Raw genomic sequence first — 13202 nt, 5'->3', positions numbered from 1 at the left:
GGGGACTTTCGTTTTTAACGCCTCGAAATGGAGCTCCTCTCTTTGGAAAAGGGAGGTAGGGAGGGATTAAATTATTCCAGCATGTTTAACCAATGTGGCCCTAAAGGAACTTTCGGTAAATCATACTGTTCAGGATAATGTGCCTGAATAAAATACAAGCCATCTGGCGGGGCAGTAATTCCTGCTGCTTTACGGTCTTGAGCTGCAAAAATTTGGTCAATATGTGCAATGTCATACAAACCTTGCCCGATCTCCAATAGACAACCCATGATATTGCGAACCATGTGATGCAAAAAACCATCGGCTTGAATATCTAACACTAAATAATTGCCGTGACGAATTAAGCGACAATGACTGACATGACGGACAGGCTGATTGGACTGACACGCTGCAGCACGAAAGCTTTCAAAATTATGTGTCCCTTCAAATTTCTGCGCAGCTGCAATCATTTTATCGACATCTAAAGGATAATAAGCGTGGGTGACTTGTTTGTGCAGCAAGGCAGGGCGTTGTGGATTGTTATACACGACATAGCGATAACGCCGTGCCTGAGCCTTAAAACGAGCATGGAAGTCCATATCCATCGTTTTAATCCATTGAATTGCAATGTCTTTGGGTAGTTGGCTGTTGGCACCCATCAACCAACCGCGTTCAGGGCGAATGGCATGCGTATCAAAATGTGCCACCATATTGGTTGCATGCACGCCTGCATCGGTACGTCCTGCACCATGTAAAATAATGGGTTCATCGGCAATTTTGCTCAGAACTTTTTCAATGGTTTCCTGCACACTAGGTACGCCTGCTTGCTGGGTTTGCCAACCCCGATACCGAATGCCACAAAACTCAATTCCGATTGCAAAACGCTGCATAATCACCTCAAATCACACTGAAGACTGCCAATGCGCATACCACTGTGCAAGGCTGTCGTATTGTAAATACATTTTTAAGGCTTTGGCATAAAGATCTGCGTGACTTTGGCAATCACTGATTAAAATTTTACTGTCCTGTAACCACTGGCTGATCGCATAGCGTTGTTGCATGCCACCAAAAGTGACTTGGGTGGTGAGAATCACGGCACATTGTTGAGCTTGTAAGGCCTGAATTAACTCAATCACTTCGGCATTGACGGCCATATTGCCTGTACCATAACTCTGTAAAATGAGGCAGTGTGGTGGCTGTTGCTGTAAGGCTTTTAAATTATCGACCAAAGCGGAAATGGCAATTGGCTGTAACATCCAGTTCAGGCAGTTAAAGTGCTGGGCTTTTTCAATATGTTGAGTGCTAATGTTGAATGCTGGCTCATTCTGCGATTTGTTCTCCGTGTAAACCAAAGCAGACTGACCTGTAAATGCATTTAACTCGGTGGTGTGTTGTTTCAGTGCCGTTGCGGCATGAATCAGTTGCTGATGGAAGGCCAGATATACTCCCTGAGTCACTTGATGAATCTGTTGTAAAGCAAAATTTAGGTTGTCCAAGGCATCACTAAATTCACGGGTATCTGTGCCTTGTGCATTGAGTAAGGGATATTGGCTACCCGTGAGAATGACATGGGTACTTTGCGCTAAAAAACGTGCCAAGACTGCGCTGGCATAGCTGAGGGTGTCGGTCCCATGTAAAATGACGAAATGTTGAAAATTATCTTGTTGTAATTTTTGAATATATTGAATGAGCTGTAACCAGTCTGCTGCTGTGCAGGCACTACTGTCTTTAATGACAGGGGCAACAAAACATTCAATCTCTAAATTTAGGGGCAAGACCTGTGCCAAGCGTGGCAGGAATTGCTCGGCAGGCATTGGGCTTAGTGGTTCACCGACACAGCCAAAAGTGCCGCCCATATAGATTAACGCAATTTTTTTCATCATAAAAAAAGCAGTCAAGAATGACTGCTTTATCTTAATCTGATTTGAATTAAGAAGCGATTTGATTCAGTAACTGATCGGCACGTTGGCGTTGTTCAGCAGAATAATTTGCGCCTTGTTCGCTAAGTAAAGCTTTCGCAGCATCATAAGCGCCTAACTCTACATATTGGCTCGCTAAGTCTAAGTTCAACTGAATTTCATCCACTTGAGATAAGTCTGGGAATGATTTCACCAATGGATCATTCAGATCAACATCTGTGCTGACAACGGTTGCAGCAGGTTCAAGTGCAATACTTGGTGCAGCAATGATTTCTGGTTCAGTTGTAGGTTGAAGATTGGTTTCCGCAGCAGGCGTATTGTCAAATGTGAAATTAAAATCAGGTGTTGCAGGTTCAGTTTTTGCTTCAACAGTCGCAGGGGTTTCTGTTGTTGAAAAGTCAAAGTCTAAACTTGGGGCTTCAGTTGTAGCAGGTGCATTTGCTGGTGTTTCAGATGCTACTATTTCAGTTTTATTCGGTTCTAAATCAAAAGAAAACTCAAGCGGTTGGGCTGCTTCTGTAGCACTTGTACTTGGCTCAGGAGTAATTGCGGGTGTTTCAGTTTTCTCTGTTGCTGGTGCAGTATCTACAGAAAAATTAAAGTCTAAAGCAGCAGGTTCTGCTTTTACTTCAGGCTCAGCTGCTTTTTCTACAGGTGCAGCAGCAGGGCTGAAATTTAACGATGAGGTATCAAATTCTAAAGCTGCTTCAGGTGCTGCTGTTTTATTTGAAGTTAGTTCGTGCTGTAACTGGTCAAAAGAAGAGCTATCAGAAGAGATATCATCTTTTGATTGTATGAGGGCATCAAAATCAGCAGTTGATTTTTGTTCAACAGGAGCCGATTCTAAATCCGCTGGAGTCGTTGGTTGAAAATCAATCCCATCAATTGCTTTGTTGTTTTGCTCATCAAATACTTGTTTTTGAGCTTCTGCTTGAACCAAAATATCATCAAGGCCCAAAGCGCGTATATGATTGAGTAATTGATCAATCGCAAACTCATCTTTTTGCTGTAAATGAATATCAAGCAATAACAAATACAAACCATGCAATGAGTTATCACGTTTTAATGCTTGGTTAATTTGCGCTTCTGCAGCAAAGAAATTACGCTCTTTGATCAGGTTTTCAATGTTAGTTTGGATTTTTACAGGGACAGGGGTAGAGTGTTGTGGAGTTGGAACAACCTCTTCAACCACCACCGATTTCTGGGCAACTTTTTTGGTAGTTGTGGTTTTCTTGCCACTGGTTTTGGCTGGCGCTGCTGTTTTCTTGTTGCTTGGTTCGGCTTCTTTACTTGCTTCACGCTTTTTCAAGAAAATTGCGATCACCAGTAATAAAATAAACGGAATCACATAAATCAGCATGTTTATACCCCTTGAGGATGTGGTCCCTGTTTGACCTTATCCCAAAAAAATCATTGTGTGTAACATTTAGTGTTTTGGCTTATTTGCGGCTTGTTGTTTTTGCAATTGTTGTTGCAGTTCGGCAAGGCGCGCGTTGAGTAATTGAATTCTGTGATCCTTCTGACGTAATGCCAATTCTAATTCTGTTACGTTTCTCTGTAATTTAACGGTTTTCTCGCGGGATGTCATAACTTTTAATGACAAGTCACCCGAAGTTTGTGTGGATTGTGTGTTCTTCTTGGCAGAACCGTGGGTCGAGTCTTGTTGATTCTCTGCCACAAGGCTCATTTCTGCTTGATTTAAACGATATTTGGCTTTGCCTGATTGTGGTGCACTGGCCGTTTCTGGTTTTGGAATTGCGGCTTTTTTCTCTGGTTTAGAGTTAGCTTGTGCATGTAAGTTTAAGGTCGCACCACGACGTAAACGATTGGCATCGCCTTGAATAAAAGCATGCTCATTATTGGCTTTAATTTGTTGCATCACTTCGGCAACAGGGCGATTGTTTTCGCCCGCAATGCGTGAGGCAATGGCCCATAATGATTCATTCGATTGCACTACATGTTGAGTATTGACCGTAGGCTTCGCTGTTACAGGGCTTGGTTTAGCTTGTGTAGCCGCTATTTGTGCAGGCTTTTTCGTTGCAGCAGCAGGCTGAGTTTGTGCTAGTTGCTTCGTACGTTGCTGTTCAGCAAATTTTTGTACCAATGGATCAGCCGATTGTTGTGCGGTGACTGAAGTGGTGGCTGTAGATGCTGTCGGTGTTGGGTTGTTATTTGTCTGTGCTGGCGCTACTTTTGGGGCAATCACAGTCGTATTTTCACTTGCTGCGCTACGGCTTGGTGCAGTTTGAACCACCGTCACTGTTTGATGGTTTAATGCAGGTGGTGTATTACGTTTAATGGTTAACGGTGCTTCAAAAGTTTGTTGTTCAATTGCTTTAGGCGTTTCAACCTGATAGTTCGCACTTACGGGTAAATTTAAAGCAATGTCTTGCTCATTGACAATCATGACAGGCGTTAAAGCTTGTTCATTACTGCGTTGCATAGCGGCCAATGGCGCAGGTGCACTGCGTTTTAATGGTGTACGAATATGTTGCAGGCGGGTTGCATTGCCTTCTTTAATTTTGACCACAATATTCAACTCAGACTCGGTTAACGGTCGAGATGAGGTAATGGTGATAACCCCTGTACCATTGCTGTTACGACGTGTAAAAAAGTTAAGATGACCAGGCGGACGGTGACTCGCACCAATCGACATCAGATCTTCTGCCGTAGCTAAACTGACATCAATCGCTTCATTCACATTCGATTGACGAAAGTTGATTTCGGCATAGAGCAATTCCCCAGTTGTTGACTGAATTTGAATCGGGTCAACATTCATTGCATACATTTGCTGTGAAGCCAAAATAGATAAAATGGCGATCTTTAATTTGTTATATACAGTCATCTTAATTGTTAGCTCGGTCATTTATCGCAAGGCGAAAAGGATAGAGTAGCGAGTTGTATGTCGATTGTAAAATATTAACACGTTGATTACATAAAAAAGCCAGTCAAATTTGACTGGCTTGTTGAGTTTGATCACAGAATCCAAAATGATTCAGTGCTCAAGACGAGGCTTAAGCATTTTTGTAATCAATTAAGATGCGTAACATGCGACGTAATGGCTCTGCTGCACCCCAAAGTAATTGGTCACCTACAGTGAATGCACCAAGGTACTCTTTACCCATGTTCATTTTGCGTAAACGACCAACAGGTACTGTTAAAGTCCCTGTAACTGCAACTGGGGTAAGATCGGTCATTGATGCTTCGCGTGTATTTGGTACCACTTTTGCCCATTGGCTTGATTGACGAATCATATCTTCAATTTCGTTCAATGGAACGTCTTTTTTCAGCTTCAACGTGATTGCCTGAGAGTGACAACGCATTGCACCAATACGTACACAGTGACCATCAATAGGAACAATCTGCTGATTGCCTAAAATTTTGTTGGTTTCAACCTGACCTTTCCATTCTTCTTTTGACTGACCGCTTTCAAGCTGTTTGTCGATATATGGAATGAGAGAACCCGCTAAAGGCACACCAAAGTTTGCCGATGGGAAACCTTCGCCGCGTTGTAATTCGGCAATTTTAGAGTCGATGTCTAAAATTGGTGAACGTGGGTCATCCAACAAGTCTTTGGTGTTGTTATACAAGTAGCCCATGCCTGTGATCAGCTCACGCATGTTTTGCGCACCTGCACCAGAAGCTGCTTGATAGGTCATTGAAGTTGCCCATTCCACCAAATTGTTTTGGAATAATGAACCCAAGCCCATCAACATGAGTGAAACAGTACAGTTACCGCCCACAAATGTTTTGGTGCCATTCACCAAGCCATCTTTAATGACATTCATGTTGACTGGATCAAGTACGATAATCGCTTCATCATCCATACGTAGGGTAGATGCAGCATCAATCCAGTAACCATTCCATCCTTCAGCTTTAAGCTTCGGGAAAACGGCAGAAGTGTAATCACCACCTTGACAGGTAATAATGACATCCATTTGCTTCAGACTTTCAATATCTGTTGCATCCATAAGTGCTGGGGCAGTCTTACCACCAAACGCTGGTGCTTCACCGCCAGCATTACTGGTAGAGAAATAGAATGGCTCAAAATGAGCAAAATCATTTTCTTCAACCATACGTTGCATAAGGACGGAACCCACCATCCCGCGCCAACCGACCAGACCTACTTTCATGTCACTTTGCCTCGGTGCGTTAAAAAACAATAAAGGAATATAAGTCTATCAAAAGGGGACGCAACTGCAAGCATTACATGAACAAAACATGAGTATTATTGAGTGAAATCTCTTGTTTGTGTTACATACAAAATTGATAACTTTGGTTTTCATGTAAAAACGACAAAAAATACAAAAGAGTAAAGCAAGATGATTTGGGTAGAAGGGCTTGCAATATTAGTCATTTGGTTAAGTTTTTGGTCACTGATTCCGCGTGATGAATGGTGGATTCGGGGCGCAGATTTTCCACGTTTACAGATCTTGGTTTTGGGCATCATTGCCTTTGTTTTGCTCCTAATTTGGGAGCAGACGTGGGATGTGTCTAGCCAAGTGATTTTAATTGGGTTGATTGCGGCTTTGGCTTATCAGCTCAAAATGGTCTTGCCCTACACCTTGCTGTGGAAAAAACAGGTCAAACAAGTTCGTCCAGAACAGCTAAATCCTGAAAAACAGATTTCATTAATCGTGTCCAATGTCCTGACACCAAATCAAAAATATCATCTTTTAATTGAACATATTCAAGCCTTAAAACCAGATTTGGTGTTGACCCTAGAATCTGATTTGGCTTGGCAGAAAGCCTTGTCTGTGATTGAAGCCGATTATCCTTATCGGGTCGCTGCACCTTTAGATAATTTATATGGCATGCATTTGTATAGCCGTTTGCCATTAAAAGACAGTGAGATCAAATTTATTCTCAGCGATGAAATTCCATCCATTCATACCAGTGTGATTTTGCCTTCGGGGCAGCCTGTACAGTTGTATTGTTTGCATCCTAAACCACCAAGTCCTACCGAAGCCAAAGATTCAGTTTTAAGAGATGCCGAATTGTTGATTGTAGGCGATCAAATCAAAGATTTAGATGAAAGCTGTATCGTAATGGGTGATTTAAACGATGTGGCATGGTCGCGGACTACGCGCTTGTTTCAAAGAATCAGTGGCTTGCTCGACCCGCGCGTAGGGCGGCACTATATCAATACCTTTCATGCCGATTATCCTTTACTGCGTTGGTCATTAGACCATGTATTTCATAGTACAGATTTTGCATTGGTAGATATGCAGCGTTTAGCACATATTGGTTCAGATCATTTTCCTGTGTATGTGGTATTGCAAACTGGGCGGGTGTTTGATCGAATTCAGGAAGAACTGCCGCAAACCGATGCCGATGAGCAGGAAGCACAACAGGCGATTCAGGATGGGATTGAAAAAGCAGAGCAAGAAGAAAAACTGGTGACCGATGAAATTGCACAACCGTATAAAGCACAGGATAAATCGGTTTAGAAATTAAACGAAAAGTGTACGAAATGGCTTACACGGATTTAGGCACATGACGCATGGTTTATTCTGACTGATCTGGTTAAGATTAATTCATCAGCACAAGGACTCGGGAACGGAATATCCCATTAAGGAAGACGACGCTGAGGGATAAACATCAAGGATATGATGTCGGTAAGGAACGCCACACAACAAAATAACAATAAGTTTTGAAAGCACAACCTCATGAGCCCGAGTTTTACAGGATGTAGAACTCGGGCGATGATTTTTTGGGGACTTATTTTTTTCACTCTCATAGTTTTTAAAAAAAATTAAACTTCAATCAGCTCGATTCAGTTCTATGGTTTGGTTTTAGGCGTATTTTGACTGCAAAACTTGCTGATATAAATCTAAGGTTTGATGACACATATCTGCCAAGCTGAACAATTCAACAGGGGCGACACTTTGCGGTGTTTCCAGATGCAATTGCACTGCATTGAATAAAGCGACTTGGTCATCTACCGCGATGAGTCCTTGCGGATACAGTTGTGATAGAATTTCAGCCACACCACCACGGTTCCAGCCAATCACAGGTGTTCCTAACGATAAAGCCTCGAGCGCAGTGCGTCCAAAGGTTTCCGCCTGATTGGAAAGTGAAAGTACAATATCGCTAAACGCAAGCCACTCGCGAATGTCAGAACGGTGTCCAACAAAGGTTATCGCTTCGGTCAGATGTTTATCCCGAATATTGCGTTCCAGTTCCTGTAAATAAGCTGCTTTTTTAACATCTGCACCGCCTACAACAACAGCATGAATCTGTGGATACTGGGTTTTTAATTTCGCAATTAGATCAATCAATGTTTCATGACCTTTTAAGCGGGTGATACGTCCCGGCAAACAAATTAAAAACTTATGTTCAAGTTCTGGGAAATCTTGATAGGTTTGTTGCATCCATTGTGCCGAAGGTTGATACCCGTGCGGAAATGCAGCAGGGTCAATTCCACGATAAATACGGACAATATCTTCAGGTGGACAGTTTTGATAATGATCACGAATGTATTTGACTACACTGTCAGAAACTGCGATCACTTTTTCCGCTTGGGTCATAATTTGGCTGTAACGGTTAACTGAATAAAAACCATGTACAGTTGAAATTAAGTGTGGACGTTTTTCGGCTGGAATACCTTTTAGGGAAAAATGAGTTAGCCATGCAGGTACGCGGGAACGTACATGCACAATATCAGGTTGATGTTGCATAATCAGTTGGCGTAAAGGACGGATTTGCCACAAGCTTGATAATGATTTTTTGTGGATGGCTAACTTTAAATGAGTGGAACCTTCAGCTTCGAGTTGGTTAACCATCCGTCCGCCATTCGACACCACCAATGACGTATGTCCTTGAGCGACCAAGGCTCGGGCGATTTCGAGCGTACCGCGTTCTACACCGCCACTGTTTAATTCGGGTAATAACTGCATGACTTTCATGAATCTTTCCTTCTGCCGTACAGATTAGTAAATACTGTCATAACCTTCGGGGCGGCTCTTAAACCGACGATGAAACCACATATATTGGGTAGGAGCGATCCGTAATTGCTGCTCAATAATGAAATTGGTGCGCGTTGCATCTGCAACTTCATCTGCGCTTGGGAAATCCAGCAGTTCAGGTTCAATCAAGACTTTATATTGAGGGTTGGAAAGCTCACCTGTACGGTAAAAATATAACGGAATTGCTGCGGCTTTGGTCATTTTAAGTAAACGACGATGCGCTGTAACTGTCGCAGCAGGCACGCCAAAAAATGGCGCCATAACACCTTGTTTTAAACCAAAGTCCTGATCTGGGCTATACCAAATGGCACGACCATTTTTTAAGTGGCGGATTAAACCACGCATGTCATCGTGGTCAATTTGATGACCGTAAATGGTGGCGCGACAACGGTAAATCAGCATGTCCAGTAAGGGATTGTTTTGTGGACGATAGACCACATCGGGGTCAAAATATTGTGCACAGACATAGCCACCTGCATCTAGCAGAGTAGAATGTGTGCCTAACAATAAAACCCCGCGACCATCTGCTTGGGCTTGCTGAATATGTTCCAAACCTTCAACCTGAGTGCGTCCTTTAAACCACTGTGGACAGTACCATGCATTTAAGGTTTCAAATACGCCCAGCATTTGATCAACAAAGACTTGGCGAGCATTTTCATGTACTTCAGCCTCGCTCCATTCAGGAAAACACACTTCCAAATTGCGTAACGTAGTTACGCGACGTGACTTCATGCTGTTAAAGGCAAGATTGCCTAAAAGCTGCGCCAAACGATACTGAATCGCCCACGGCAAAATGGCTAAAATCATCAGGCAGACAATGCCAATCCAGATGCCCCAATATTTTGGCAACAGGAAAGACCATTGAAATTCGCCTGGTTGATATTCAGTGTGTTGACTCATAATGACCGTGTAAAGTGTTGTATCGTTGCAGTTTAGCACGAACCGATTTTAAAATTTAAAAGCATCTGTCCAATGGGAAAGATGCTTAAAACGGTTTTGCGAAGTCTTTCAGGACAAGCGTAGACGAAGTGTCAATAGACCCTAGTTACCATTCGCCAAGTTTTCCAGTTCGTCCCAACGCTCCAGTTTTTCCAGCAGTTCTTCATCAATTTCAGCCAAACGCTGTGAGGCTTTGGTGGCTGCATTGGCATCTGTTACAAACCAAGAACCATCCGCCAGTTTTTCAGCCAATTCGGTTTGTTCCTGTTCCAGTGCTTCAATTTCACCTGGCAACTGCTCTAAAGCACGTTGATCTTTGTAGCTCAATTTTACTTTTTTAGCCGTTGGTGCTGCTGCAGCCGCTTCGGCTTTGGCAACGGCTTTTTTAACATCACTTTTTTGATCAACCACAGTTTGGTCTGGGCGTTGCTGCAAATAGTCCTGATAGCCGCCAATATATTCATCAATATTGCCTTTGCCATCAAATACCCAAGTTGAAGTCACCACGTTGTCCATAAAGGCACGGTCGTGTGAAATCAGCAATAAGGTGCCTTTATAGTCGCTGAGCATTTCCTCAAGCAATTCTAAAGTGACCATATCCAAGTCGTTGGTCGGCTCATCCATCACTATCAGGTTAGATGGTTTGAGTAATAATTTTGCCAGTAAAATACGGTTGCGTTCACCGCCAGACAAGGCTTTAACAGGCGTGCGCGCACGTTCTGGTGAGAATAAAAAGTCTTGTAAATAACTATAGATATGACGACGTTGTCCGTTCACATCAACAAAATCTGAACCTTCAGACACGTTATCTTTGACCGACTTTTCCAAATCCAAGACGTTACGCAATTGGTCAAAATAGGCAATTTCCAGTTGTGTTCCTGTTTTGACAGAGCCGCCATGCTCAATTTCACCTAAAATGGCTTTAATCAGAGTGGTTTTACCGACACCGTTATCACCAACTAAACCAATACGGTCGCCACGTAATACCAATGTTGAAAAGTCTTTGATAATTGGAGCTTGATTGCCAAAGGCCACTTGTAAATGTTCAATATCAAAGACCAGTTTACCTGAGCGATTGGCTTCCTGCGCTGCCATATTGACTTTGCCTTGTTGGAAGCGACGTGCTTTGGATTCTTCACGTAAGGCTTTTAAAGCACGCACACGTCCTTCGTTGCGGGTACGACGTGCTTTAATGCCTTGACGAATCCATGCTTCTTCTTCGGCCAGTTTTTTATCAAACAGCGCATTTTGTTTTTCTTCAGCTTCAAGTTGCTGCGCTTTTAAATCTAAATAACGCGAATAGTTGCCTTCGTAGCTGCGTAATACACCACGATCTAACTCGACAATGCGGGTGGCGATACTATCGACAAAAGCACGGTCATGCGAAATAAACAGTAGAGTTAAATTATTTTGATCGAGTAAAAATTTTTCTAGCCATTCAATACTTTCCACATCTAAGTGGTTGGTCGGCTCATCTAGCAACAATACGTCAGGTTGGGTGAGTAGGGCACGTGCCAACAACACACGACGTTTACGTCCACCCGATAAATCGGCCAAGTCGGCATTTGGATCAAGTCCCATTTTACTTAAAATGGCATTGACCTTATTTTCTAGCGCCCAGCCATCAAGCTGATCTAGCTTGTGTTGCAAGTTCCCCATACGGTCACAGGCATCCATATCGCCCAATACACAGGCATCACTGGCTTCGTGATAGGCTTTTAATACTGCAGCAGCTTCGCCTGCACCATCAGCAACAATATCGGCGACTTTGCCTGAATCCATGGGCACATCTTGCGCCAACATGGCAATGGTGATGCCATTTTGAATAGACACTTCACCTGCATCGGGCAGTAAACTTCCTTCAATCAGTTTAAGTAGAGTAGACTTACCTTCTCCATTACGGCCAATCAAACACACTCGTTCGCCACGTTCTAGGTTAAAATTCGCGCCGTCGAGCAAGGCAGGTCCACCAAATGCAAGTTGGACATCCCTTAAAGTAATATAGGCCATAGTGTTTCCTAAAAAATCTCAAATGAGGATTTGAAATGACTAAACAAAGTATAGATGATCAGGCGTCATTTTCCGCACCCATTGAAGATTTGCAAGTGCGAATTGCATTTTTGGACGATTTAGTTGAGCAATTGAATGAACAAGTGGTTCATCAAAGTCTGGAAATTGCTGATTTAAAGAAACAAATGCAGTTGTTATATCAGCGGGTAGAGTCGGCAGATTTGTCGGATGGGATTGCACCATTTGACCCGATGACCAATCGCCCACCACACTATTAATCAATCGTACTTAATCAACGGTATTGGTTTCCGTGCTGATTTTAATTTGACCTTTGCTGTACTTCCCGCTGTAATGCTCGGCTGCTGTGCCTGAATCTTTTAAACCCTATTGTGTCCGCTAAAGTTTATGTCCTTTAAAGTTGTGTTACTTGACCTTGAAAACAACCAGCCTACCGCGACTTTGTTGCGAGAAATTATTGAGCATCATCCGAGTGTGTATCTGTTTAATTGTGCAGGAAAATTTGAATATAACTTGCAGGATTTAACTGAACTCGCTGGCTGGATCAGTACGGGTCAACTTATGATTTTAGACAGCCCGCGCGCAGAGTTTAAAGAGTTTGAATATGCGGTGGTGGTGGGGCAACTGATGGCACTGCTAGAGCCAGAAACACAAGTTGAAGTGATTTCTGCGGCTGATAGTATTCAGATTTTAATGGAAATGTTGCAAGCATCTGAAATTGCCTGTCACCTGATTCATATTCAGCCTGAAACGCAGTCTGGGAAAAGCAAAAATCGTTTACCAAGCCCAATGGCAATTCGCAACAAACCTGAATTGCTGTTGGTAAAAAAGTATTGTGATGCGTTGGCAAAAATGTCAGGCAAGCCAACCAACGTAGAGGCTTTAAAAAACTCGATTGCCAATATTTTGCAACTTGAGGCAGACAAAGTGCAGCATGTGGTTGGCATGTTGATGAACCTGAAAATTGTAAAGCGAGTGGATGATCAAATTAGCTTTCGTAAAAAAGTACTGAAGCAGTGGGTACAACTTGACCTAGATGTCGTGGAAGAATCTACGCAAGAGGCGACAGTCACTTCTACAATCGTGGCGCAAACTGAAGCCGTAGAGCCACATCCTCAGCACAGTTTATTTAAAAACTTTAGCCAAATTGACCCTGTGCAATGGGAAGTTGCCAAAAAGTTACGTGAGCTAAAAGGTGAAAAACCAAAAGATATTTATGAATTGCGTGATTTGCTGGAACGGTTATTTCCAAAATCTGATATTCGTTTATTGCTCAAAGAACTGATTGAAAAAGGCTATATTTATTGGAATGGACATGAAGTGCTATATAGTCATGAGATGTTTTTAAGCTAAGTTTTAGAATTTTTCG

General features: G+C 42.7%; 11 protein-coding genes. 3 read left to right on the top strand and 8 right to left on the bottom strand.

Annotated elements, in window-relative coordinates; genetic code table 11:
* Positions 1-71: 71 nt before the first annotated feature.
* The 5 genes from truA to asd all read right to left on the bottom strand — a co-directional run bounded on the left by truA (position 72) and on the right by asd (position 6031).
* Complete coding sequence (truA, locus tag E0H79_RS05085) at positions 72-869, bottom strand: tRNA pseudouridine(38-40) synthase TruA (protein ID WP_131261053.1); 798 nt, start codon at positions 867-869, stop codon at positions 72-74.
* A gap of 12 nt (positions 870-881) precedes the next feature.
* Complete coding sequence (locus tag E0H79_RS05080) at positions 882-1862, bottom strand: asparaginase (RefSeq protein ID WP_131261103.1); 981 nt, start codon at positions 1860-1862, stop codon at positions 882-884.
* Between the two features lie 46 nt (positions 1863-1908).
* Entirely contained in the window at positions 1909-3258 is a 1350-nt protein-coding gene (locus tag E0H79_RS05075) for a fimbrial protein FimV (RefSeq protein ID WP_131261052.1), read from the bottom strand.
* Between the two features lie 66 nt (positions 3259-3324).
* Positions 3325-4743, bottom strand: coding sequence for a FimV family protein (locus tag E0H79_RS05070; RefSeq protein WP_225555799.1), 1419 nt, complete (start codon positions 4741-4743; stop codon positions 3325-3327).
* A 169-nt stretch (positions 4744-4912) separates the two neighbouring features.
* Positions 4913-6031, bottom strand: a complete 1119-nt coding sequence (asd, locus tag E0H79_RS05065; protein WP_004976115.1) for an aspartate-semialdehyde dehydrogenase — start codon at positions 6029-6031, stop codon at positions 4913-4915.
* A 189-nt stretch (positions 6032-6220) separates the two neighbouring features.
* Here asd and E0H79_RS05060 point away from each other — a divergent pair, with 189 nt between their 5' ends.
* Entirely contained in the window at positions 6221-7348 is a 1128-nt protein-coding gene (locus E0H79_RS05060; protein WP_104853024.1) for an endonuclease/exonuclease/phosphatase family protein, read from the top strand.
* A 345-nt stretch (positions 7349-7693) separates the two neighbouring features.
* On the opposite strand, the gene E0H79_RS05055 is transcribed toward E0H79_RS05060, so the two are convergent.
* The 3 genes from E0H79_RS05055 to E0H79_RS05045 all read right to left on the bottom strand — a co-directional run bounded on the left by E0H79_RS05055 (position 7694) and on the right by E0H79_RS05045 (position 11815).
* Positions 7694-8806: a glycosyltransferase family 4 protein gene (locus E0H79_RS05055; protein ID WP_131261050.1), complete on the bottom strand. Its 1113-nt coding sequence runs from the start codon at positions 8804-8806 to the stop codon at positions 7694-7696.
* 24 nt (positions 8807-8830) lie between these two features.
* Positions 8831-9766: a lauroyl acyltransferase gene (locus E0H79_RS05050; protein ID WP_104853025.1), complete on the bottom strand. Its 936-nt coding sequence runs from the start codon at positions 9764-9766 to the stop codon at positions 8831-8833.
* 141 nt (positions 9767-9907) lie between these two features.
* Positions 9908-11815 (bottom strand): ATP-binding cassette domain-containing protein, encoded by a 1908-nt coding sequence (locus tag E0H79_RS05045; protein WP_004976119.1) that lies wholly within the window; start codon positions 11813-11815, stop codon positions 9908-9910.
* 35 nt (positions 11816-11850) lie between these two features.
* Between E0H79_RS05045 and E0H79_RS05040 the strand changes: the two genes are divergently transcribed.
* Both E0H79_RS05040 and E0H79_RS05035 read left to right on the top strand, forming a co-directional pair.
* On the top strand, positions 11851-12093 hold the full coding sequence (locus E0H79_RS05040) for a SlyX family protein (protein WP_004976120.1): 243 nt from the start codon (positions 11851-11853) through the stop codon (positions 12091-12093).
* A gap of 127 nt (positions 12094-12220) precedes the next feature.
* On the top strand, positions 12221-13186 hold the full coding sequence (locus E0H79_RS05035; RefSeq protein WP_131261049.1) for a hypothetical protein: 966 nt from the start codon (positions 12221-12223) through the stop codon (positions 13184-13186).
* Positions 13187-13202: the final 16 nt, after the last annotated feature.

Source organism: Acinetobacter sp. ANC 5045 (assembly GCF_004331005.1).
Lineage (GTDB): Bacteria > Pseudomonadota > Gammaproteobacteria > Pseudomonadales > Moraxellaceae > Acinetobacter > Acinetobacter towneri.
Note: the sequence above shows the minus strand (reverse complement) of the source record. Positions and strands in the feature narration are given on the sequence as shown.

Coding starts and splice junctions, on each gene's coding strand:
- truA (WP_131261053.1), bottom strand. CDS start 869: ATGCAGCGTTTTGCAATCGGAATTGAGTTTTGTGGCATTCGGTATCGG.
- E0H79_RS05080 (WP_131261103.1), bottom strand. CDS start 1,862: ATGATGAAAAAAATTGCGTTAATCTATATGGGCGGCACTTTTGGCTGT.
- E0H79_RS05075 (WP_131261052.1), bottom strand. CDS start 3,258: ATGCTGATTTATGTGATTCCGTTTATTTTATTACTGGTGATCGCAATT.
- E0H79_RS05070 (WP_225555799.1), bottom strand. CDS start 4,743: ATGACTGTATATAACAAATTAAAGATCGCCATTTTATCTATTTTGGCT.
- asd (WP_004976115.1), bottom strand. CDS start 6,031: ATGAAAGTAGGTCTGGTCGGTTGGCGCGGGATGGTGGGTTCCGTCCTT.
- E0H79_RS05060 (WP_104853024.1), top strand. CDS start 6,221: ATGATTTGGGTAGAAGGGCTTGCAATATTAGTCATTTGGTTAAGTTTT.
- E0H79_RS05055 (WP_131261050.1), bottom strand. CDS start 8,806: ATGAAAGTCATGCAGTTATTACCCGAATTAAACAGTGGCGGTGTAGAA.
- E0H79_RS05050 (WP_104853025.1), bottom strand. CDS start 9,766: ATGAGTCAACACACTGAATATCAACCAGGCGAATTTCAATGGTCTTTC.
- E0H79_RS05045 (WP_004976119.1), bottom strand. CDS start 11,815: ATGGCCTATATTACTTTAAGGGATGTCCAACTTGCATTTGGTGGACCT.
- E0H79_RS05040 (WP_004976120.1), top strand. CDS start 11,851: ATGACTAAACAAAGTATAGATGATCAGGCGTCATTTTCCGCACCCATT.
- E0H79_RS05035 (WP_131261049.1), top strand. CDS start 12,221: ATGTCCTTTAAAGTTGTGTTACTTGACCTTGAAAACAACCAGCCTACC.